Annotated in this window: 20 protein-coding genes; 3 read left to right on the plus strand and 17 right to left on the minus strand. The window is 44.4% G+C overall.

The window, feature by feature from the left end; all coding sequences use genetic code 11:
- Positions 1-7: 7 nt before the first annotated feature.
- The 4 genes from D8797_RS05805 to parE all read right to left on the minus strand — a co-directional run bounded on the left by D8797_RS05805 (position 8) and on the right by parE (position 6825).
- Positions 8-1033, minus strand: a complete 1026-nt coding sequence (locus tag D8797_RS05805) for a branched-chain amino acid aminotransferase (RefSeq protein ID WP_125379616.1) — start codon at positions 1031-1033, stop codon at positions 8-10.
- A 139-nt stretch (positions 1034-1172) separates the two neighbouring features.
- Positions 1173-3623: a DNA topoisomerase IV subunit A gene (gene parC, locus D8797_RS05810; protein ID WP_125379617.1), complete on the minus strand. Its 2451-nt coding sequence runs from the start codon at positions 3621-3623 to the stop codon at positions 1173-1175.
- Positions 3624-3958: 335 nt separating this feature from the next.
- Positions 3959-4777: an aminoglycoside 6-adenylyltransferase gene (locus tag D8797_RS05815; protein WP_125379618.1), complete on the minus strand. Its 819-nt coding sequence runs from the start codon at positions 4775-4777 to the stop codon at positions 3959-3961.
- 104 nt (positions 4778-4881) lie between these two features.
- On the minus strand, positions 4882-6825 hold the full coding sequence (gene parE / locus D8797_RS05820) for a DNA topoisomerase IV subunit B (RefSeq protein WP_125379619.1): 1944 nt from the start codon (positions 6823-6825) through the stop codon (positions 4882-4884).
- Between the two features lie 222 nt (positions 6826-7047).
- Between parE and plsY the strand changes: the two genes are divergently transcribed.
- The gene (plsY, locus tag D8797_RS05825) at positions 7048-7692 is read left to right on the plus strand and encodes a glycerol-3-phosphate 1-O-acyltransferase PlsY (protein ID WP_125379620.1); all 645 of its coding nucleotides are present in this window, start codon (positions 7048-7050) and stop codon (positions 7690-7692) included.
- A gap of 181 nt (positions 7693-7873) precedes the next feature.
- On the opposite strand, the gene nt5e is transcribed toward plsY, so the two are convergent.
- The 7 genes from nt5e to pyrF all read right to left on the minus strand — a co-directional run bounded on the left by nt5e (position 7874) and on the right by pyrF (position 15761).
- Entirely contained in the window at positions 7874-10123 is a 2250-nt protein-coding gene (gene nt5e / locus D8797_RS05835) for a cell surface ecto-5'-nucleotidase Nt5e (RefSeq protein ID WP_125379621.1), read from the minus strand.
- Positions 10124-10264: 141 nt separating this feature from the next.
- The gene (locus tag D8797_RS05840; RefSeq protein WP_125379622.1) at positions 10265-11533 is read right to left on the minus strand and encodes a dihydroorotase; all 1269 of its coding nucleotides are present in this window, start codon (positions 11531-11533) and stop codon (positions 10265-10267) included.
- Positions 11534-11545: 12 nt separating this feature from the next.
- A complete protein-coding gene (locus D8797_RS05845) occupies positions 11546-12010 on the minus strand; it encodes an NUDIX hydrolase (RefSeq protein WP_002904550.1) in 465 nt (154 codons plus the stop codon).
- An 8-nt stretch (positions 12011-12018) separates the two neighbouring features.
- Positions 12019-12672, minus strand: a complete 654-nt coding sequence (locus D8797_RS05850) for a uracil-DNA glycosylase (RefSeq protein ID WP_125379623.1) — start codon at positions 12670-12672, stop codon at positions 12019-12021.
- Between the two features lie 59 nt (positions 12673-12731).
- Entirely contained in the window at positions 12732-14258 is a 1527-nt protein-coding gene (locus tag D8797_RS05855) for a glycosyltransferase-like membrane protein (protein WP_125379624.1), read from the minus strand.
- A gap of 112 nt (positions 14259-14370) precedes the next feature.
- Entirely contained in the window at positions 14371-15000 is a 630-nt protein-coding gene (gene pyrE, locus D8797_RS05860) for an orotate phosphoribosyltransferase (RefSeq protein WP_125379625.1), read from the minus strand.
- A 68-nt stretch (positions 15001-15068) separates the two neighbouring features.
- The gene (gene pyrF, locus D8797_RS05865; RefSeq protein ID WP_125379626.1) at positions 15069-15761 is read right to left on the minus strand and encodes an orotidine-5'-phosphate decarboxylase; all 693 of its coding nucleotides are present in this window, start codon (positions 15759-15761) and stop codon (positions 15069-15071) included.
- A 437-nt stretch (positions 15762-16198) separates the two neighbouring features.
- Between pyrF and D8797_RS05870 the strand changes: the two genes are divergently transcribed.
- Complete coding sequence (locus D8797_RS05870; protein WP_125379627.1) at positions 16199-16477, plus strand: hypothetical protein; 279 nt, start codon at positions 16199-16201, stop codon at positions 16475-16477.
- Between the two features lie 448 nt (positions 16478-16925).
- On the opposite strand, the gene D8797_RS05875 is transcribed toward D8797_RS05870, so the two are convergent.
- The 5 genes from D8797_RS05875 to D8797_RS05895 all read right to left on the minus strand — a co-directional run bounded on the left by D8797_RS05875 (position 16926) and on the right by D8797_RS05895 (position 21704).
- Entirely contained in the window at positions 16926-17864 is a 939-nt protein-coding gene (locus tag D8797_RS05875; protein WP_125379628.1) for a dihydroorotate dehydrogenase, read from the minus strand.
- A gap of 12 nt (positions 17865-17876) precedes the next feature.
- Positions 17877-18683 carry a dihydroorotate dehydrogenase electron transfer subunit gene (locus tag D8797_RS05880; RefSeq protein ID WP_125379629.1) on the minus strand — a complete coding sequence of 269 codons (807 nt, stop codon included), beginning with the start codon at positions 18681-18683 and terminating at the stop codon, positions 17877-17879.
- A gap of 213 nt (positions 18684-18896) precedes the next feature.
- A complete protein-coding gene (locus D8797_RS05885) occupies positions 18897-19871 on the minus strand; it encodes a hypothetical protein (protein ID WP_125379630.1) in 975 nt (324 codons plus the stop codon).
- Between the two features lie 27 nt (positions 19872-19898).
- The gene (locus D8797_RS05890) at positions 19899-20744 is read right to left on the minus strand and encodes a hypothetical protein (protein ID WP_125379631.1); all 846 of its coding nucleotides are present in this window, start codon (positions 20742-20744) and stop codon (positions 19899-19901) included.
- Positions 20745-20888: 144 nt separating this feature from the next.
- The gene (locus tag D8797_RS05895; protein ID WP_125379632.1) at positions 20889-21704 is read right to left on the minus strand and encodes a hypothetical protein; all 816 of its coding nucleotides are present in this window, start codon (positions 21702-21704) and stop codon (positions 20889-20891) included.
- A 110-nt stretch (positions 21705-21814) separates the two neighbouring features.
- Between D8797_RS05895 and D8797_RS05900 the strand changes: the two genes are divergently transcribed.
- Entirely contained in the window at positions 21815-22723 is a 909-nt protein-coding gene (locus tag D8797_RS05900) for a LysR family transcriptional regulator (protein ID WP_005589634.1), read from the plus strand.
- Between the two features lie 108 nt (positions 22724-22831).
- Here the strand turns inward: D8797_RS05900 and cas6 are convergent, their stop codons facing one another.
- Positions 22832-23566, minus strand: coding sequence for a CRISPR-associated endoribonuclease Cas6 (cas6, locus tag D8797_RS05910; protein ID WP_125379634.1), 735 nt, complete (start codon positions 23564-23566; stop codon positions 22832-22834).
- Between the last annotated feature and the right edge of the window lie 423 nt (positions 23567-23989).

Here is a 23989-nt window from a genome sequence, read left to right on the forward strand (position 1 = left end):
CTTTAAGTTATTCGTCTACTTTTACAATCCAACCTTCTGGGGCTTCCACATCACCAAATTGGATACCAGTCAGCTCATCGTAGAGTCTGCGAGTCACTGGCCCAACTTCTGTCTCGCTATAGAACACATGGAAATCATCGCCATGCTTGATACCTCCGATTGGCGAAATAACTGCTGCCGTACCACAAGCTCCTGCTTCGACAAAGCGATCCAAATTATCAATCGGAACGTCACCTTCAATTGGCGTCAAGCCCAAGCGGTGTTCTGCCAAGTAAAGCAAAGAATATTTGGTAATAGACGGTAGAATGGACGGGCTAAGCGGAGTCACAAATTCATTGTTTGCTGTAATTCCAAAGAAGTTGGCTGATCCGACTTCTTCAATCTTGGTATGAGTTGACGGATCTAGGTAGATAACGTCTGAAAAGTTACGAGACTTAGCCATCTTACCTGGTAGAAGACTAGCTGCGTAGTTACCACCCACCTTAGCAGCACCTGTACCATGTGGAGCTGCACGGTCATATTCATCTTGGATCAAGAAGTTAGTTGGAACCAAACCACCCTTGAAGTAGTTTCCGACTGGCATAGCAAAGATGGTAAAAATATACTCCTCTGCTGGTTTTACCCCGATGATATCTCCAATACCAATCAAAAGGGGACGAAGGTAGAGAGTTCCCCCTGTTCCATATGGTGGTACATATTCTTCATTGGCACGGACAACAGCCTTACAAGCTTCCACAAACATTTCAGTTGAAACTTGTGGCATCAAGAGACGATCGCATGTGCGTTGCAGGCGTTTAGCATTCTCATCTGGACGGAAAAGCTGGACACTGCCATCCTTGGTACGATAAGCCTTTAGACCTTCGAAAGCCTGCTGACCATAGTGAAGACTTGGTGAAGACTCAGAAATATGCAGGGTCGCATCTTCTGTCAGCTTGCCTTCCTCCCACTGACCATTCCGATAATAAGCGATATAGCGATAGGGCAATTTCATATATGAAAAGCCAAGATTTTCCCAATCAAGATTTACTGTCATAGTCTTTTCCTCTTTTTCTTATCTTTCAATTTATAGATACTCCCTATTGTACACCTTTTTCTGAAAAATTCAATCATTATTTTCAATTTTCTGAAAATTTATTTTTTAAAAAACCAGCTCTTGTGAACTGGTTTGATGATTACTTGATGTAAGCTGAGAAGACTTCTTCGTCTGAAATAGTATCAGAAATAAAGCTGCCGTTGCTAGTTCTCTCAGACAGACTAAGATCAGCTAGATTGATCTCATAGGAAGTTCCTTTATTAGAAAGCACCTGCAAAATCTGCTCCTCGCTGGCTTCTGCTTCAGTAGTAAAGAGGTCGAAGTCCACTGCTTCGCCATAGACTGGTCCAGCTGCAAAGACACGATGGGGCTTGGTCTTAAGCTCTCTCAGAACTTGAAGACCGCGATTTGCTCGACTAGTAACAGGAATATCTGCGACTGCCATACGCTTGAGCGAACCACGCTGAGTCAGGAGGTAGAGCGAGTCTGTGTTGGCGATAAAGGCTGCCGCTAGAACATCGTCCTTCTTGAGATTGATGGCTTTAACCCCAGCTGCCTTAGCTCCGATGACAGGAACTTCCTCAATATTGAAGCGCAGGGCATAGCCATTCTTGGTCACAAGCATAACATCATCCAGCTTAATCGGCGCCAGAGCAATGACTTGGTCGTCTTCATTTTTCAGCTTGGCAAACTTGAGTGACTTGGACTTGTAGGTCCGCCAAGGACTGAACTCCTTGCGCTCTACACGCTTGATTTGGCCCAGCTTGGTCACTGCAAAGTAAGTGCCTTCCTCAAAGCTGTCCAACAATTCTGCATAGATAACCTCTTCCTTGGTATCGAAGTTACTGATAGTCTGGCTGAGGTGTTCCCCGATTTCTTTCCAGCGGATATCTGACAGCTCATGAACAGGCCGATAAATAACATTTCCCAGACTGGTGAAAATCAATAAATGCTGAGTCGTCTTGGCTGGGCTGACGAAAATCAGTCGGTCATCATCACGCTTACCCATCTCCTCTAGGGTCGAAGCAGAGAAAGAACGCGGACTGGTCCGCTTGATATAGCCAGAACGTGTCACGCTGACATAGGTCTCTTCCTCAACAATCAGACTAGCTGTATCAATCTCGATGGTGTTTGCCGTATCCTGCAGCTCACTGAGACGCGGATTGCCAAACTTCTTCTTGACGTCGCGAAGCTCACGCTTCATAAGATTATACATGGTGCGCTCATCACCGATAATAGCTGCTAGCATGGCAATCTTCTCGCGCAGCTCTGCTTCTTCCTCTTCCAGAACCACTACGTCTGTATTGGTCAAACGGTAGAGTTGGAGAGTGACGATAGCCTCAGCCTGCTCCTCAGTGAAATCATAGCTGACTTTCAGATTTTCCTTGGCGTCTGCTTTGTTTTCTGAAGCACGAATCAGGGCAATCACCTCGTCCAAGATGGAAATAACCCGAATCAATCCTTCCACGATATGGAGCCGTTTCTCAGCCTTAGCCTTGTCAAAGCGGCTGCGAGCCAGAATAATCTCCTTGCGGTGGGCAATATAACTAGTCAAGATTGGTACAATCCCCACCAAACGTGGCGTGAAATTGTCAATCGCCACCATGTTGAAGTTGTAATTAACTTGCAAATCGGTGTACTTAAAGAGGTAGTTGAGAATCAGCTCGGTATTGGCGTCTTTCTTGAGTTCGATGGCAATGCGAAGACCGTCTCGGTCAGACTCGTCCCGCACCTCAGCAATGCCAGCCACCTTATTATTGACCCGCACATCGTCGATTTTCTTGACCAAGACAGCCTTATTAATCTCATAAGGAATCTCGGTAATAACGATTTGCTCTTTTCCGCCCTTCAGCTTTTCAATCTCAGTTCTGGAGCGCACCACGACGCGACCTTTACCAGTCTCGTAGGCTTTCTTGATCTCATCACGACCTTGGACAATGGCTCCTGTCGGGAAGTCAGGTCCAGGCAGAAACTCCATGAGCTTGTCCACCTTGGCCGACGGATGGTCAATCATATAGATAACCGCGTCAATGACTTCGGCTAGATTATGAGGTGGAATATCCGTCGCATAACCAGCAGAAATCCCAGTTGCTCCATTGACCAAAAGATTAGGAAAGGCTGCCGGCAGAACAGTCGGCTCCTTCTCGGTATCGTCGAAGTTCCAAGCAAAAGGAACGGTATCTTTCTCGATATCCTGCAAAAGATAGCCAGCCATCTCAGACAGACGAGCCTCAGTATAACGCATAGCCGCTGGTGGATCACCGTCCATGGAACCATTGTTCCCGTGCATCTCAACGAGAATCTCACGGTTTTTCCAGTCCTGAGACATGCGAACCATGGCATCGTAGATGGAGCTGTCACCGTGGGGGTGGAAATTCCCCATGATGTTCCCGACAGACTTGGCAGACTTACGGTAGCCCTTGTCAAAGGTGTTGCCGTCCTTATTCATGGAATAAAGAATACGGCGCTGGACAGGCTTCAAGCCATCGCGAATGTCTGGCAAGGCCCGCTCTTGAATGATGTATTTGGAATAGCGACCAAAGCGCTCTCCCATGATGTCCTCAAGGGACATGTTTTGAATGTTACTCATAAGATACAAAGGGACGTTTCGGCTTGCCGAAAATTTCTGTAGAAAAATAGGAAATCGATGCAGGGTTCGATGAACCCCAAGCGATTTATCTTTTTTCCTAAGAAATTAGTCCCGTGTTCAGTTACTATAAGTAACTAAACTATCCTTTCTGTAGTTTAAAATGTTTAAAACATATATTTTATCTAGTAATAAGGAGTTTTCACACAGTATTTAGGGCGTGTTCAACTCCTTTCAAAGAATGTAGAGTATTTTTGTGAAAAAAGGAAGTCAGTTACTATAAATAACCAAACTATCCTTTCTGTAGTTTAATGTTTTAAATTACGTTCTTTATTTAGTCAGTGATTGGGAAGTCTTGCCTCAGCATACTCAATCATCTTCTCTGCAGTTTCTTTATCATAAAAGAAGCCGGTTTTGAGAGAGAAGGCTTGGGCTTCTTTGTGGAAAAAGTCCATGGTAGCTAAGAGAGACTTGGTGAGGCTTTTCTGGTCAGAAAAGTCAAGCAAGGCTGTAAACTCTTTCTCTTTCTCAGCAGGCAAATAATGAAAGAGGTACTTGTAGTTCTTGCCAACATCGACAGTTCCCTTACCTGCTGCCACTTGCCAAGCTAAAAGCCTGAGCAATTCTTGCTGGCAGATTCCATACAGATGATCCGTCGCATAGACCAGGTGGTTTCGATGAATGCCCTTGACCACATAGGCTGAGACCCACCAAAATTCATTACAGGATTTGTCAAAGTCAGTCGCACTGGCTGATGTCGTCCAATAGCGCTTGGGTGTCGGCGCATAAGGTGCAAACAGCCCCTGAGGGTCATCCAGCACCGTGAAATCCGCTTCGCTATCCACCCACTCTTTGATGTGCTCCTTTGGGCAAAGGGTCAAATCTATCCGATTGCCATCTTCAAAGAGCATGAGATAGAGGCGGCGATGGTCAAGTAGGACATGCTGCTCAATCATGCGCTTGCCAAACTGGTCCAACCAAGCAAGGTCAGCCACCAGACCATCCAAATTCTCCACAATGTAGACCACATCATAGTCTTGGAACTCGTCCTTGGGAGCCTTTGGGTTTGTCCGTGAGCCGGACATGGCGACAGCGTTGACTTGTAGCGCTTTTGCAGTTTGCAAAATTAAATCTAACATTTCAGGTTCAGTTCTCACGGGAATCACACCTTTCACGAAAACACTTAAATTATATAAGTTATGAAACATTAGTAATTAAATGCTAATGAATTCAGAAAATAGTATATAGGGATAAAGTATTACTAAAACGCCGTCGTTTCTTCCAACGTAAACTTGACATTATCCTCAATCCACTTGCGGCGCGGTTCGACCTTGTCACCCATGAGGACATTGACACGGCGTTCGGCGCGGGCCAGGTCTTCGATAGTGACACGGATGAGGGTGCGGGTGTCGGGATTCATGGTTGTCTCCCAGAGCTGGTCAGCGTTCATTTCACCGAGACCCTTGTAGCGCTGAAGCATGGCTCCCTTGCCAAACTTGCGGCGCAGGTCATCCAGCTCGCCATCGGTCCAGGCATACTCGACGACTTCGCTCTTGCCCTTGCCCTTGGACATCTTGTAGAGAGGCGGCAGGGCTATATAGACGCGGCCGGCCTCGACCAGCGGGCGCATATAGCGATAGAAAAAGGTCAGCAGCAAGGTCTGGATATGGGCACCGTCGGTGTCCGCATCGGTCATGATGATGATCTTGTCATAGTTGGCATCCTCAAGGGTAAAGTCTGTCCCAACACCCGCTCCAATCGTGTAGATCATGGTGTTGATTTCTTCGTTCTTGAGAATGTCCGCCATCTTAGCCTTTGCAGTATTGATAACCTTACCGCGCAGCGGCAGGATAGCTTGGAACTTACGGTCACGGCCTTGCTTGGCAGAGCCACCGGCAGAGTCTCCCTCGACCAGATAGAGTTCGTTCTTGGCTGGGTTCTTGGACTGGGCTGGAGTCAGCTTACCAGACAGCAAGCCCTTGTCTTTCTTATTCTTCTTGCCATTTCGGCTTTCGTCACGCGCCTTGCGGGCCGCTTCTCTAGCATCTCTGGCCTTGATAGCCTTGCGGATAAGATTGGAAGCCAGCTCACCATTCTCCAGTAGGAAGAAAGTCAGCTTGTCAGAGACGATGGAGTCCACGGCTGGACGAGCCAAAGGGCTGCCCAGCTTGTCTTTGGTCTGGCCTTCAAACTGGAGGTGTTCTTCTGGGACCAGGATGGACAGGACAGCGGCCAGACCCTCACGATAGTCTGAGCCTTCCAGATTCTTGTCCTTTTCCTTGAGCAGGCCCGTCTTTCTGGCATAGTCGTTCATAGCCTTGGTAATAGCGGTCTTAAGTCCCGTCTCATGGGTACCGCCATCCTTGGTGCGGACGTTATTGACAAAGGACAGGATATTGTCGGAGTAGCCGTCGTTGTACTGAAGAGCCACCTGAACTTGGAAGCCACTCTCCTCGCCCTCGAAATAGAGGACAGGCGTCAGGGTTTCCTTGTCTTCATTGAGGTAGCTGACAAAGTCTTCGACCCCATTCTCATAGTGGAACTCTACTTCTTCGCCAGTCCGCGCATCGGTCAGCGACAGGCGGACATTCTTGAGCAGGAAGGCTGATTCCTTAAGCCGCTCAGCAATAGTGTTGTACTTGAAATCCGTCGTTGAAAAAATCGTATCATCCGGCATGAAGGTCACTTTGGTTCCAGACTTGGACTTAGGAGCCGTGCCGATTTTCTTGAGCGTAGTGACTGGTTTTCCGCCATTTTCAAAGCGCTGCTTGTAAACAGTCCCATCCCTAGTGATTTCCACTTCCAGCCAGCTGGACAGGGCATTGACAACAGAGGAACCTACACCGTGGAGACCACCCGAGGTCTTATAGCCACCTTGGCCGAACTTACCGCCGGCGTGGAGAACTGTGAAAATGACTTCAACCGTGGGAATGCCCATAGCGTGCATGCCGACCGGCATCCCGCGTCCGTGGTCTGCGACAGTCAGACTGCCGTCTTTGTTGATGGTCACATCAATCCGGTCACCGAAGCCTGACAGGGCTTCATCGACAGCATTGTCCACAATCTCCCAGACCAGATGGTGGAGTCCCGCTCCGTCGGTCGATCCGATATACATCCCTGGACGTTTTCGGACCGCATCCAACCCTTCTAATACCTGAATGGCATCGTCATTGTAATTGTTAATATTGATTTCCTTTTTTGCCACAAGGAACCTCCTGCATGATAGTCATCCTTATTATCTTACAAGTTTTTGATAAATTTTGCAAAGCTTTTTTCTACAAAATACCCTTTAAAGGCTGATAGAATCTGGATTTTAAGTGATTTTGAAGAAAGGCAGCTTAGCTGCAGGCGTCAGACTAGACAATTCACTTAAAATATTCTTATCATAGTCCTTTGTCCAAGTTCCAAATCATGGTATAATAAAATCATGATGAACACGATACTTGGATTATTACTAGCATATTTATTGGGCTCCATTCCAACAGGTTTGTGGATTGGGCAGATTTTCTTTAAAAAGAACCTCCGCGAATACGGCAGTGGCAATACTGGTACGACCAATACTTTCCGGATTTTGGGTAAGACGGCCGGCACTGCCACTTTTGCCATTGACTTTTTCAAAGGTACACTGGCAACGCTGCTGCCGCTTTTCCTACATATTGAAGGGATTTCACCACTGATTTTTGGTCTCTTAGCCGTGATTGGCCATACCTTTCCAATCTTTGCTGGCTTCAAGGGCGGCAAAGCCGTGGCGACCAGTGCTGGAGCCGTTCTGGGCTTCTCACCCGCTTTCTTTATCTATCTGATATTGGTCTTTGTGACGACTCTCTATCTGGGAAGTATGATTTCCCTCGCCAGCGTGGTTTCTGCAAGCGTGGCTATCCTGTCTGTCTTGATTTTCCCTGCTTTAGGCTTTATCCTACCTAGCTATGATTTCCTCTTTACCCTGATTATCATTCTCTTAGCAGCCATTATCATCCTTCGTCATCGGGACAATATCCAGCGAATTCGAGATAGAACTGAAAACCTAATCCCTTGGGGCATCAACTTGACCAAGCAAAATCCAAAAAAATGAGGGTGGGACAGAAATCGGTAATTCGTTAGAATTCGATTTCGTCGTCTCACCTCCGCACAGTTGAGTAGGGCTGTAAATGCTGATGAACTCAGCGTAATAGAGCCCACTCAACCACTGCGTCTTGCTCGACAATCCAAAAAAACAATTGAGAGGCTAGGACTTTTGTCCCAGCCTCATTTTTTTAATCTTTTTGAATTTTTTTCAGGCTTGATACGCCTAAGGTTCCCAGAACCAGTCCGAAGAGGGAAAGAAGGAAAGGATTCTTGCTTCCTGTTTTCGGAAGAGTTCCTTGTTTGCTTGCTACTTCTGTCGGGCGAACCTGTGCTGGAGCTTGATAAGTCGCCTTATTAGCTGCTGGCTGAGCTGTAATTGGCTTCTCAACAGAAGGTTCTTCTTGTGGTTTTGTCTCAGGCACAACCGGATGATTAGGCTGGCTCGGAACTACTGGATTGCTTGGTCTTGTTGGACCAGTTGGCGCTGCCGGATTAGTTGGGTTCGTTGGATTGGTAGGATTTGCTAGATTGCTTTGTCCAGGCTTAGAAGCGGCATCTTTTGGATCAGTGCCCTGCTGGATTTCCTCGATATCTGTGTAACCATCTCCATCTGTATCCTTGCTAGCAGACATCGAAATCGTGCGAGAATTTGGATTGATTGCTGCATAGGCTGTCAAATCTGCACTTTCCAGATATTCTGCAAAGGCCACGTCCATAGATGGACCTTCCTCACGCGCACCACCCAGCATGGTATAACCATCACCACCAGCTGCTAGGAAGTCATTGGTTGTCAGGTAATAGGTCTTAGCCAGGTCAAGGGCTTCATAAGCACCTGTTTCTTTGTTTTTGATTTCAATGCGAAGAATCCGTTTTTCTGCTGGCAGAGTTGTGTCATAGTAAACTTTAGCACCAGAAACTTGCAAGAAACCGCCGCTTGGCTCTAGCAATGGTTGGCCGTTTTCATCCAAGACAGGTTTTCCATCTTTTTCTTGCAGAATGGAGCCCAAAGATTTGGCAAACATATCTGCGATATTCTGACCTGTTACCTTGATTTGTGAAATGGTATTTCCAAATGGCAATACAGCGATGACATTTCCCTTAGTGATTGGCTTATCTTTGGCAATCGTTTCTCGTAGGCCACCACCGTTGGTCACAGCCAAGTCTGTTTTGTTGGCAAAGCCTGTTTGTCCATATTTGTAAAGGGCATCTGCTACCACATTCCCCAGATTGGTTTCTCGAACGCGGACATTTTCACGGTCACCGTTAAGCTCAACAGGGCTATTAGCCACGATTACCTTGGCATTTTCTGCATCGTATTTTTCCTTAATTTTCTTGACCATCTCTGCTACAACTGGGTCTGGAGTCGCTTTTTTAGCTGTTGCAGCTGGGATTTGCTGAGGATTGCCCAGAAGTTGGTTGGCCTTGAAAGTAACTTTACCGATATTGTGCAAATAACTACCAGTCTGGTTGTAGGTCACATTTTCACCGTAAGTAGTGGACTCTACTGTGTGAGAATGGCCGTCAATCACTGTAACCCGCTTGCCCTTCAGCTTAGCATTTTTAGAAAGGGCTTCAGCCAAGGTAGAACCGCGCCATTCAACTGGTGTCGTCGTATCCACACCCAAGTGGGCCAGAACAACATAGTTTTTGTAAGTCTTGCCTTCAGCTGCTGCACGCGCTTCAACTTCGTCAATCACCCGATTAACCTCTGTGATTGGATCCGCAAAAGTCACACCTTGAATATTTTTGGGGTGCGTTTTGGTAGCTGTCTCAGGAGTGGTCACCCCGATCACGACAAATTCATCACCTTCTACATTCTTATCCTTGTCCACAATAGTTGATGCTTGGAACACACGGGCATTATTGGCATAGGTATTAGCACTGAGAAGTGGGAAATTAAGGATTTCTTTATATTTTTTAGCCTCATCCAAACCAAAGTCAAATTCATGGTTTCCGACCGCCATAGCATCATAGCCGATTTCATTGAGGATCTTCGCGCGTTCTTCCCCTTTGGAGCTGTTAGAAATTGGTAAACCTTGGAAAGCATCTCCTGCATCTACGACCAGCGTTTGAGGATTTTTTGCACGTTCTTCCTTGATAACCGTTGCGAGTTTGGCATCTCCGATAACACCTTTTTCTTCGACGATACGACCGTGCACATCGTTTGTATGAAGAATGGTAGCTTCAGGCAAGCTTGCGTCAGACGCTCCTAATACATCTTGAGCATTAGCTGCGATGGCCGCATTGACGCTAGCTTCATCGGCAGAAACTCCACCTGCTTGCGCCAAATCCGTTTCAGCCGGTTTTTGAGCTGGTTCGTTCACATTTGCCACAGCAGTTGCTGGCTGAACCTCATCCGCAGCAACTTGATGGTCCAAAAAGGCAGGTGCCAACAGAACTGTAGACAAAACAGGTAAAATAAGATGCTTCTTTTTCATAAATAAAAGCTCCAGTCTATGTTTTTTCTACTATTATACTGTTTTTATTGTAAAAAGGGAATGCCTTTTCAAGGAATCCTTCTTCTTAATACGAAAAACGTTCCAAAATGAAATGGAACGTTGATTTTATATGAATGTCTGCTAGGCTTGGAAGACGATTTCTCCATCGCAGATGGTATATTTGACTTGTCCTTTCAGCTCTTCGCCAACAAAAGGTGAATTAGCTGCCTTGGAGGCAAAATGGTCGGAAACCAGACGGTCAGCCTTAGGATCGAAAATAGTGATATCAGCAGGGCCTTCTTCGGCTAGAAAACCAGCATTAAAATCGTAGAGACTAGCTGGATTGACTGTCATCTTCTCCAAGAGCTCCATGAGGCTAAGATGCCCTGCCTCTACCAAGTAGGTCAGCCCCAGAGAAAGCGAAGTCTCAAGGCCAGTCATACCAGAAGGTGCTTTAGTGATGTCTTCAACATTTTTCTCATCAGCGTGATGTGGAGCATGGTCCGTTGCAATGACAGAAATAACACCAGACTTGAGCCCTTCGATAACGGCCAGACGGTCCGATTCTAAGCGCAGAGGCGGATTCATCTTAGCATTACTGCCCTTGGTCAATAGCAATGCTTCTGTCTTAGAGAAGTGCTGAGGTGCTGCTTCAGCGGTGACTTGAGCACCTAGCTTCTGAGCGAATTCCACTACCTTTACACTCTCAGCCTTGGACAAGTGCTGGATATGGACATGAGCCTTGGCATCATAAGCAATCATGACATCGCGGGCAATCATGCTGTATTCTGCCACACCTGTCGCGCCACAGATATGAAAATGCTCTTTGGCAATATGTTCATTGAAACCAAGGATGCCGTTGAGATTAGGATCTTCCTCATGCAAGCTGATAAAAGTATCGTTTTTACGTGCTTCGATCAGGGCTTGGCGGACAATCCCAGCGTTAGTCAGCGGAATTCCGTCATCTGAGAAACCTACTGCACCAGCTGCCAAGAGATCTTTGAAGTCTGTCAAATGCTGACCATCGAAATTCTCAGTAATGGTCGCGACGGACTTGATATGGATATTTTCACGACTAGCCGACTCCAGCACTTCCTGCAGCGTTTCAACTGTAGAAATGGTCGGATTGGTATTGGCCATCATAACGACCGTTGTGAAGCCGCCCGCTGCCGCTGCCAAAGCTCCTGTATGAATGTCTTCCTTATGAGTCTGACCCGGTTCCCGAAAATGAACGTGAATGTCAACCAGACCGGGGGCAACGACCAAACCACTAGCATCTAGGACTTGGGCACCAGCCACTTCCAGATTTTGGCCAATTTTGACAATTTTCTTGCCCTCCACCAGCACATCGCACACTTGATCCAGACCAGACTTAGGATCCATTACACGGCCATTCTTGATTAGTAGCATTTTTTATCTCCTTTACTCGTAAAAATCGACCTGCGTGTCGAGCAGTTTATCACCATCATAAACAAACTTTGCTGAAAAGAAAGGCTTGTCTTCTAGAAGCCACTCAACAAAGGTATGATCGCCTTCCCAGGTTGGTTTAGATAAAACCTGATCATAGGGCACCCATTCCAAAGTCCCTTCATTGCAGTCAATCAGTTCCCCCTCAAACTCCGTCACCTTGAAAACATAGGTGTACCAGTCCAAGTCTGGAGTGAATTCTGGAAAAGTAATAACACCTTTTAGGACAGGCTTGGCCTTTAGACCTGTTTCCTCTAGAATCTCTCGTGCCGCGCATTCCTGCGGGGTTTCTCCTCGCTCTAGCTTGCCACCGACTCCAATCCATTTCCCAGCATGAACATCGTTGGGCTTTTTGTTGCGGTGCAGCATGAGAAATTCCCGCCCATTATCGATATAACAAATTGTTGCTAACTGAACCATACTACCTCCTATGCTAACCAATCGATTGGCTCCAAGCTCTTAGACACTAAAAAATCATTGGTTCGTGAAAAAGGTTTGCTGCCAAAGAAGCCACGGTAGGCAGACAGCGGACTTGGGTGAGCCGACTCGATTATCAGATGTTGAGGATTGCTTATCAAGGCTTTTTTCTTGCGGGCGTAAGAACCCCAGAGTATAAAGACAACTGGATCCGACTTTGCATTGACGACCTTGATAATCGCATCTGTAAAAGGCTCCCAGATTAAGCCGGCATGCGCATTGGCCTGGCCAGCAGGCACTGTCAGACCAGCATTGAGCAAGAGAACACCCTGCTCAGCCCATGAAGTCAAATCATGCGACTCCTTAACTCCGATATCATCTGCCAGCTCTTTGAGAATATTCTGCAAAGAAGGCGGAGCCGGAATATCATCAGGAACAGAAAAGCTCAAGCCCTGTGCCTGTCTCGGTCCGTGGTAGGGATCCTGCCCTAAAATAACCACCTTAACATCCGATAAATCCGTCGTCTGAATCGCATTAAAAACCTTGTCCCGAGGTGGGTAAATGGTTCCCGAAGCATACACTTCGTCTAAAAAATGATTGATTTTTGCAAAATAACCTTCTGGCAGCTGCTCCTTAATCAAAGCGTGCCAAGCTGAATGCTGCATATCTGTCTCCTTTTTATTTTACATTCCATACCTATGGGCAACTAAGCTGACAAGTCTAGTTAGACCTTCTTTTCCCAAAATTTCATACGAGTCAAGTCGAGCGGATATTGAGTCAATCCCACAGCTGACAAAATCAGAATCTGTGGCAAAAACTGAATCAGGTATCGCGTCTTGCCTCCTTCGAAAATCTGCAGAAAGAGCAGACCGCCAAAGACTGCCAAAATTAAGAAATTCAAGGAATCATTTGGTCGGTATTTCCAAAGGGCAAAGACAAGCCCCAAAGCCATAATAATCCAAACTGCCTGCTTGAGCAGCGAATAAAAACGAAAACTATTCTTATCAGAATTGAGGAAGAAATCACGGATAAACTGGGCGAATGCATTGTCTTTTGTGAACTCATAAAGCGGTGAAATATAAGGTGTCTTTTCATTTTCAACACTGCGATAGAGCCAACCCAAGTTTCCTTCAGCAACCGTCAAAGAGTGTTTATAATACAGGTGCTGTAGAAAGGTCAGCGGAGTGTATTCTTTCAGACGGCGCTTGATTTCTTTGATGACATTTTCCCTGGCAAACATGCCGTTATTGTAGTCAGCCCGCTTGTCAGGTTCCACGTATTGCAAGAGCCCTTCCTTCATGTCTTCCTGATCGTGACCGATATTGGTTAGGCCCAGATTGATGAACAGCAGTGGCCCTTTGGCCAGTCCTTCGCCTTGGATGATCGGCACTTCTGTCTGGTGGGCTAGGCCATAATGAAGCGGAAGATAGCCTGCCGAAAAGCTTAGAGCAAAGGCCGCCACAGTCAAGAAAAACTTGTTCCAGTTTTGTCTCAAAAACAAAACTCCAAAAACAGCAATCAACAGAATCATCACTGTCGGACGAATCAAAAAGGCAAGACTGGTCAGAATCCCTAATAAAAGGCTTCTAGCAATGATTTGGCGACTATTTACCTTATTTTCAATTAAACTAAAAGCTAGAAAAATTTGTAGACTAATCAAAGGCAAGGGAGGAATGTCTGTGTACATGGACATGTAGTAAGGCGAAAATCCGACCAAGGCCACATAAAGGCTAAAAACTGCATCTGCTGTAGCCTGCGAAAAGTATCGCTGACAGCCTTTGTAGAGGATCCAAGACGCAATATTGACGTAAAAAAGATTGAGTCCCTGCATAATCCAAAGAGCTGCTTCGCCAAAGAGATTAAAGAAGAAACGCTCATAGAGAAAGAGGGGCAGATTATTAGGATTGCGCGTCAGGTAGCTGGAAATAGAGGACTCCTTCAGGTACTTGAAAGCCCCTGTGAAAACCACCGCTGCGTCCCGTCTAATCAAAAGCTCAGCCGATAGGAGCATGATGAGCTGAAAAAGGAGAGCAGCTAAAGCAATGGCAAGCTTGTGCCTCATGAGAAAATGATAAGACTTTTTAAGCTGAAACCGATAGCGATTCGCTAGGATTGCCAAGACTCCAAACAAAATCAGAGCCAAGCTACTTAACTGCGACACATGAAAAATAGCTGTAAACAGCCAATGAAGACTCAATACCAGCATGATTTTTTGCAGAATCAAAAAAGTGATATGATAAATCTTAGACATGGCTTTATTATAACAAAATCAGGCACTTTTTGCTATTTTAAAAAGTGAGCAGAGGCCAAGTAAATCCTAAAAAGGAGACAGGAACATGCTAGTCCCGCCTCCTCGTACCTTCTTAATTTTGCCAGTTTTCTTGATCGTCTTTAAACTTCTTCAGCAAAGTCAATCCTTCTGCATTGATATAGCCTTCTTGCTCAGCCAAGTGGATAAGTTCTGTGTAGTTTGATAAAGTCATCAACTTCACGCCTGCATCCGCAAAGTTCTTATCCGCCTTTGGCAATTCGTAGGTGAAGATTGCTGCGGCACCGATCACATCTGCTCCTTCACGCTTGGCTGCCGCAATAGCATCCAAGACAGAGCCACCAGTGGAAATCAAATCTTCAATCACAACCATTTTTTGACCAGGAGCCACTCGACCTTCAATCTGATTGCCCGCCCCGTGATCTTTTGGTTTGCTGCGGATATAGGCAAAAGGCAGATTCATCTTGTCGGCAATGATAGCACCGTGAGGAATGCCCGCCGTCGCCGTGCCCGCAATCACTTCCACATCTGGAAATTCAGCACGGATTTTTTCAACAAAGCCATTTTCGATCAAAGTCCGAGTCTCTGGGTAGGCCAAAGTCACTCGGTTATCTGTGTAAATCGGTGATTTAATCCCAGAAGCCCAAGTAAAAGGCTCCTCCGGTTTCAAGTAAACCGCTTTGATTTTCAACAAGTCGCGTGCAATATCATTGGCTAAAGTCATTTTTTACTCCTTATACATCTATTTTTAAGCTATTCGTTTCCTATGACGGTTTCATTTGAAATTCTTACTTAGCTGTTCCACTGTTTCTTAATCTCGTGATAGGCATCCCAAGGATTTTCAGCATGAATAATCGGACGACCAACCACAATATAATTGCTGCCAATCTGATGGGCTTCCTGCGGTGTCATAACCCGCTTTTGGTCACCGATTTCAGCACCTGCTGGCCGAATCCCCGGCGTCACGCAAAGAAAATCGTCCGCCGTAGCTTCCTTGATCAGTTCAACTTCCAAAGCTGAGCAAACAACTCCATCCAGCCCAGCTTCCTTGGCTTTTCTGGCATAATTGACAACCGATTCTTGCACGGTTGTTTGGATATTTTGGCAGTCTCGCATATCTTCTTCACTGGTCGAAGTCAACTGGGTCACCGCCACTAGCTTCGCATTGTCGCCGAGGACCTTTTTTGCCTCCCGCATCATCTCAACGCCACCAGCCGCATGAACTGTCACCATATCAATGCCAAATGTTCCCAAAACAGACATAGCTGAACGCACAGTATTAGGGATGTCGTGCAATTTCAAATCGAGGAAAATACTATGTCCCAAGCCTTTCAGATAATGCACAATTTCTGGACCAATGGCATAAAAGAATTCCATGCCGATCTTGACGTACAGTTTTTCATCTTCAGGAAAATGCTCCAGAAAGTTTTTGACATCATCAAAAGATGGAAAGTCTAGGGCGATAATAGGACGTTCTTCACGCATGCAGTTTTTCTCCTTGCTTGTTACTTACTATAAAGATGATTACAATCATAGAAAAAACCTTGCCCGAGAGCAAGGTTACACGAAAATGTGGCAAAATCTGCCATTTTAAACGTATGCGCCTTAGAGCCTCTCTGGACTTCTTTAAAGGTTTTATCTTAAACATTCTATAATTTACTAGGAAGTTTGTCAAGAGAAAATGGAGCTTTTTATGTATCTGACTTTCTGAGAAATGAAAAAATCATTAACAGAACTTAAATAAGACCGAAACTGATAACTTTTTACGATTTTATATTGTCCATCTTTAAAAGCCAATGAAATGGCTAAAAAGGAAAGTGAACAATAGGGCATACTTCAAAGACTCTTGTTTATATTAAAATTGCTTTAGAAAATGTTTTGTGTTATTATATAAATATAACAAAGAAAGGATGGAGCTTTTTATGAAGCCTCTACAAATTGAATTTGAATCAAATACTGTTCCTCATGCATTTCAAAAATACAATGTTTATCTCGTCGAAAGAAATGGTGAGCCTGCAATTGTTTTTGAAACAATAGGCGGAAGCAAAACAGCAGGTGTTTGGAATTATAATGATTATCAAACAGCTTGTAAACTTCTTAATCTTGATTTAAAAGATATTACAGTTCTCACAAAAAGTGATACCTCCGAAGAAATCATTTTTACTGATGAATATTTTAAAACAATGCCCAAAAATAAATAAGGTTGAGCTTCTCAACCTTATTTATTTTACTTCAAAATCCTCTTCTCTTTCCTTTTTAGGAGTTGGGATTCGTATCCTTGCATGAGTATTTTTATCAAGTCTCTAAATTGAATAAAGTCTTTAACTAACGATATTAGCAAATTTTTCTTTCAATCCTTTATGATCGATTGGAATCTTGACCGCCTACTTTTCAATTTCTCTAACAATAAGTGTAGGACAAACAGATAATCCCCTCAAAAACAATTTTAGCAACCTTAATAGCAACGGGACTATTACACTGATAATCTTCAAGCACTGAGGCAATTTTGTCTAATCGTTCAATTTCGTTTGTTTTGATTTCATTAATAAATTCCTCCTTAAGTATTGATGGAAAGCAAAAAGAGAACTATATTTCACGTTCTCTTGTGTTTAATATTCAATTCTCAAAACTTAGGACACGTGCTAAGGCTTAAAGTAAATTTTCTCTGACTTCTTTTCTTAAGCTTTCTAGGTTTTCAATGCCATATTTATCCATGACTTGCGGCAAGTTTTCTATAATGTTAGGGCAGGCATACGGGTCGGTAAAATTCGCTGTTCCGACGCCGATAGCTGATGCACCAGCGATAAACATCTCCAGCGCTGCCTCTGCCGAGTCAACTCCGCCCATGCCAATGATTGGTAGTTTGGTAAACTGCGCAACCTGACGAATCAGCTTGAGAGCCACAGGAAAGACAGCTGGACCAGACATACCACCCGTTCCATTGGCAATGATTGGCCGCTTCGTTTTCAGATCGAAACGCATTCCCACCAAGGTATTGATCATGGTCAGTCCGCTCGCGCCCGCATCTTCTGCCGCCTTGGCTACTTGGGTAATATCTGCTACGCTGGGGGTCAATTTGACATAGACTGGGACTTGAGAGGCAGCAACTGCTGCTTTTACTGCTTCATAGGCTAGCTCGGGAACTTGCCCGATTAAAAGCCCCGCATTGCCATGGTCCACATTGGGGCAGGAAATATTGAGCTCAATCGCCTTGACATTGGGAGCTTGAGAGATTTTTCCAGATACACAAGCATATTCTTCATTGGAAAAACCAGCCACATTGGCAATAATTGGCAAGTCTGGATAGTGCTGAGCCAGCCAAGGAAGTTTTTCAGCCAAAACGGCATCGACCCCTGGATTTTGGAGACCGATAGCATTGAGCATACCAGCTGGCGTCTCAGCCACACGGGGCGTTGGATTGCCAAAGCGGGGATGTTGCGTCGTCGCCTTGATCATGATAGAGCCCAGTAGATCCAAGTCATAGTATTTGGCATACTCTTGACCGAAGCCAAAACAACCTGAAGCTGGAATGATTGGATTTCTCAGCTCTAAGCCTGGCAGAGAAATTTTCAAACGATTTTCAGTCATTTCCTTATCCTCCTAAAGCACGATAGTCCCAGTCTCAAAAACTGGACCGTCTTCACAAACCCGCTTATTGACCGCTTCATCCTGGCCTGCTACATGAACGACGCAGGCATAGCAGGCGCCCATGCCACAAGCCATGCGAGACTCCATCGATAGATAGGCATGGGGATGGTTATGAAATTTCCGATCCACATACTGGAGCATACCGGGCGCTCCACAAGAATAGACTGCAGCAAACTCTTCTGTCAGCTCCTCAACAATCGTTGATACATAGCCCTTTTGACCATAAGTCCCATCATCTGTAGTGATAAACAACTGGCTACACTCACGAAATTCTCCTTCCAAAATAACAGCAGATTGATTGGCAAAGCCTAATACTGCTGTAACCTGGGCTCCCTTAGCATGCAGTTCTTTGGCCGTTTGTAAGAGAGGAGGCACACCGATACCACCACCAATAATCAAGACCTTGCCGCCCTTTTCTACCGGAGACAAATCAAAGCCATTTCCCTGAGGTCCCATGGCATCAAGATAGCTACCGACAGGAAGCTGAGAGAAAATGGCCGTCCCGCCACCTTCGACCCGATAAATAATCCGGCAGATTTGCTGCTCCCGATCAATCTCCGATATGGAAATCGGCCGCCGCAGCAACTTGCTATCATCTGGCACTCGAATATGCAGGAATTGCCCGACCTGCATCTGGCTCACCATCTGGCCTTTCAGGCGCATCGAAAAAATCTGAGGCGCAATTTCTACCTGCTCCAGCAGCTCCATTTGCTCCATCATAATCTTGCCAAATCTCTTTTTACAACTGTCACTAACCATGACAACCTCACTTTCTACAAGAAAAAACCTCGCCGCAGCAAGGTTTCGCAAAAAACAAGGCAGTCAAATTGCCTCTTATACCGTTTTTCCTACCTTGCAGCCTCACTGGACTTGATTAAAGGTTAAATTGTAAACATTATATCGTTAGCGATAAGGATTGTCAAGATAGAAAAAACATTAGAACTTTCAAATTTTCTCCAAGGAATTACAGTCTTACCAGCTCTTGTCAAATTCGCTTGTTACATCTGCCAAACAAAAACTGCCATCCTCCTGTCTTCTAAAATTCAAGGACACCCTGTCACTTTTCCGTTCTGTATTTGAACGACGAATATTAATATAATTCACTTGCAATGTTAACGGACTATAATCTGTATCACTTCCCGAAATATTTGTATGTGAAGGCAATCCAAAACGCTCAACAACCTCTTGATAAGTCATCCCGCCTTTGCCATACCGCCAATCACCTATTTTTAATGTATCCATATCTTCTGATTTCCACTTAAAGACAAATTCATCTTTTGTCGCTGGAAGATATCTACTGTCATCTAAATATACTGCACTTTTATTTATCAAATAGTAGGTCTTCCCATTTGAATCAGGGTCATAAAAGCTCAAACTGATTTCCTGAGGATGTCCCGACGCGCCATATCTCGGAACATCTATAATTCTTGTCTTATAAGTCAGTGTCACTTCTTTTTTAGCAAAACTCACATCTGAAGCCTTACCGTATTTCGCAATGACTTCTTCTAAAGTTGGATGATTGCCCCATCCTCCCTTAACTCGCTTTAGCTCTACAAAATTGTCTAACGTCCAATTAAAAGCAAACTTATCTTCATCTTCCTCAACAATTTTCTTTTTCAGTTCCTTTTGTTCTTGGGTCAATTTTGATTCATCATCATTTTGCTGACTAGCCGAGCTATCTCTACTAACTGACGAGGCTCTATCGTCATATTTGTACTTCAGTTCAGCTTTATTAGGAACCTGTTGCGATAAATAATAGAAGCCAAAGAACAAAGCAAAAGAGATTGCCAAACAAAGAAGGGTAAAAGCCAAGCTAATTCTTTTTTTCTCCTCCTTCATCGTCATCATTCTGAGCTCTTCTCGTTTTAGCTTTTGTTGACGATAAAGGTCTTTTTTGATCTCTCTAAACGAATGAAGATCACGTTTTTTCTTGCTACTCCTCCTCATTTTCCTCCTCTTTCTTATCGATTTAGTTTACTCACTTTCTTTAGACACCAAACGCCATCTACCATCTCCTTGCTTGTAGAATTCTAAATGAACTCTTTTCAATTGTTCTGGATTTTGCCAAGAATCTGGATTAACATAATCAACCCGCATCTTCAGTTGATTGTCGTCTCCAGAAATCGTCTGATATAGAGGTAAGCCGACTTTTAAAACAATCTCATCATATGGTGTACCTTTAGCTGTTCCTTCTCTAGCACCAATAACAAGACTATCGATGTATGCTTGCGTCCATAAAAAGGATCTTTTAGGATTGTTATCCACATGAATTTTATCACTTGAAAGGCTAAAATGGTATTTTGAAATGAGCTTATAGACACCATCAAATTGAGCAAAGGTTAAAGATACATAGCCCATACTACCATTTTTCGATTCCCAGATAAGGCGAATATGTTTTTGAACTTTATGATTTGGCAAAAAATCAATCCAAGCCCCACCTTGAACCGGTTTCCCAAATTCCTTTAAAATATCTTCCAAGACGGCTCCGCCCTTGTATTTGTTTATGGGAAGCGCGACTGCCTTTTCAACTGTCCAAAGAAAGGGACCGCTTTTTTCTGGAGAAACAATAAGACTTTTAGCGAATTGTTCTGCTTCAGCTTTCTCATCTTCCAAACTATTTGATGACGAACTAATCTGGCTAGACGGAGTTGGCGTCTGCTTGGCTTTGCTTTTTCCGGATAGAGAAAGTGTCAAAAAAACTGTTCCAATGAGAGAAAATACAACAATAGCTACTACCATGACTGGTAAAAACTTGGACTTATAGGTTTGCTTTTCTAACTCAAAAGCAATATCTTCAAACGAATCTTCTTGTCTCTTCATTACTACTCCTTATCAGTCTAAAAACTCATCATATCACGAATAGATCGAGATTGCAAAATGTACTTCAGTCTGTTTATACAGAAGAAAGCACAATTCCCCGTCTTTTCTGCTTGCTTTGGCTGCCTAAGGAGGCAATAAGTCCTCCTATCTTTCTCTTCTATCGATATGACTAGTAACTGTCGTCAACCGAAAGACGCCATCTTCTTGACGGTGTAAGATTAAATGAACCCATTCATTATTATATCTTTCATCTGAAGTTAAGTATTGGAGTTCCAAGCCAATATGCTGACTATCTACCGCATCCAAGTGAGAAATAAAAACTTCAGATTCTCTAGGTAGGCCAAATAATTGAATGATTTCATCGTAGGACATACCAAGATTGCCTGTGCTCTCGTCACGAACTTGTAAACCTGCAACTTCATCCTTTGTCCAGAGATGGGGACTATCTCCCTGAGGCAAAGTTGGATAGGCCTCATTAAGAATATTCGCGCTCTTGCTAATGAGATGATAGCTTGTTCCATCTTTTTCAAATGTTAAACTTAGATGACTATGATGGCCTTGAGTAATCTCACTTGTATAGCTTAATTCAATATTTCCATTGCTCTCAGTATAAAAAAAGCTTGAAGCCTTGCCATGCTTTTCAAGGATTTGATCCAGAGAAGCTCCGTTTTGACCAGCAGAAGTATCCTTAATTTGCATATTGAGGATGTCATCAGTTGTCCATGTAAAACGAGAGTTTTCTCTATCAACAACTTTCTCCTCTAACAGAAACTCCTCTGATGACTTTTGACGAACAGATGAAGACATGCTGCTTCGCCCAAGTCCCTCATAAGCGGATTTAAGCCCCCACATGATCATCACCTTCCCAAGTGGAATCATTAAGCAAATTGTCAAAAATACTATAAAAATAGTGATGGGTAGCCCTACCGAACGATTTTTATAGTCATCATCTTTGGCCATATCACCCTCCTTATTTCCTTCATTTTAGCATAGGAAACTTTAGCAAGCAAACATTTTCTAAACTTCTGATTTATCAGGAAAAAATCCCCAGTTTGTGATAAAATAGACCTATGAGAATTCAACAATTACACTACATTATCAAAATCGTCGAGACCGGCAGCATGAACGAAGCTGCCAAGCAACTTTTTATCACCCAGCCAAGTCTATCCAACGCTGTGCGAGATTTGGAAAATGAAATGGGCATCGAGATTTTCATTCGCAATCCCAAAGGGATTACCTTGACCAAGGACGGCATGGAGTTTCTTTCCTATGCCCGCCAAGTGGTGGAGCAGACTCAGCTTCTAGAAGAGCGATACAAAAATCCTGTCGCCCACCGCGAGCTTTTTAGCGTCTCTGCCCAGCACTATGCCTTTGTAGTCAACGCCTTTGTTTCCCTGCTTAAAAAAAGCGACATGGAGAAATACGAGCTCTTTCTGCGGGAAACTCGGACTTGGGAAATCATTGATGATGTGAAGAACTTCCGCAGCGAGATCGGTGTCCTCTTCCTCAATAGTTACAACCGTGATGTCCTCTCTAAAATGCTGGATGATAGCCATCTGATTGCGACCCACCTCTTCACAGCACAGCCCCATATCTTTGTCAGCAAGTCCAATCCGCTGGCCAAGAAAAAGCTGGTACAACTGTCAGATTTGGAAGATTTCCCTTATCTCAGCTATGACCAAGGGACTCACAACTCCTTCTACTTTTCTGAGGAAATTCTCTCTCAGGAGCACCACAAAAAATCTATCGTCGTCAGCGACCGTGCAACCTTATTTAACCTTTTGATCGGTTTGGATGGCTACACGATTGCGACCGGTATTCTCAACAGCAACCTCAACGGTGATAATATCGTCTCCATTCCACTGGACATCGATGACCCGATCGAGCTGGTCTATATCCAGCACGAAAAAGCCAGCCTGTCCAAGATGGGCGAGCGCTTTATCGAGTATCTGATTGAGGAAGTACAGTTTGATAAATAAAGCAAAACACCTAGAAGCAGGCAGCTTACTGCAGGATCTAGGTATTTTTTCTGTTTTTGAAACTTGTTTTCCCTTCAGGTCTATCAGATGGAGGAAGGTTAGAATCACTCAATCTTTTCTTTCTTCAATTCTCATCCCTCCCATTCCTAGGCTACACTTTGTGCCGACTCCGGCATACTCACCGAATCTTAGGAGCATCTGTGCATAAGCTTTTAGTGTGGATGCTCCCTTTATCTGAATCGTCACCCTGCCTTCAAAGGCGGGGTATTTTCGTCCATGAATTGGAAAATAATGACTTTTTAGATGATAGCTCGTGATTTGGCTATAGTCTGCTAAAAACTGTAGGGTCTCCTCTTCGATTTCCGCTCTTCCTTCCACCAGTCGACTGTATTTTTGCATCAAACTTTGAAAGATCAGACGCGTGTCTGGAAATAGCACAAACTGCCCCTGTCGCTTAAAGGTCGTTGGCGTATAAAAATGCACCCGTATCAGGTGGGAAGCAGCATCATCTTGGTAAATATCCAGCAAGGTCTGCTGGGATAAAGAGTGGATTTCCACCTTTTTAACAAGGATTGCCTCAGCATAGCTCTCTAGCTTGATGGTTTCTAAGTTTAATAAAGGAGCTAGCATTTGCTGTTCCGCCTCTTCTGAAAGCAAATTGACAACCCACACCGATTCATCGCGCCTGGAGCTCAGATTCATTGAGTAGGGATTGGTCTCTTGCTCATGTAGAAAGGTCGCAAAGTCTGGCGAAATGCTTGCCATCAAAAAGCCCTGCAGCTTACTGATCAATTCTTCATCTTTTAGTCTTGTCTTTGATAGATGTAACTCTACTTTCTTCACACGGTCACCTCTCCATACTGCAAAAGCGCCCGAAAAAGGCAAAAGAATGTTTCACCGATTTCATGGCGCCCTTTAGAACGATTATGATTTACTAAGCTTAGTATATCAAGTTTTAAAAGCGTTGTCAATATTTTTTGAAGTATTTGAAAAAACGATATTTAACAGTCAACATCCTTCTGTCTTGGCAAAGTAAGAAGCTGAGGGAAAGTAAACAAGCCCCCATCCACTCTGTCCCCTCTCGAGGATTTGGGGGGTCTAACTTAACAAGGAACGTTCAAGTGCTGAGAGTGGTACTCGGTTTCCGTCCCCTCTCGAGGATTAGGGGGGTCTAACCGAAATATCTGTAAAAACCTTTGATGAATTGGATCAGTTTCCGTCCCCTCTCGAGGTTTAGGGGGGGTCTAACGCCATATCTTGTACAGA

Origin of the sequence: Streptococcus cristatus, assembly GCF_003944225.1 — a bacterium.
In the GTDB taxonomy this organism is placed as follows: Bacteria; Bacillota; Bacilli; order Lactobacillales; family Streptococcaceae; genus Streptococcus; species Streptococcus cristatus_K.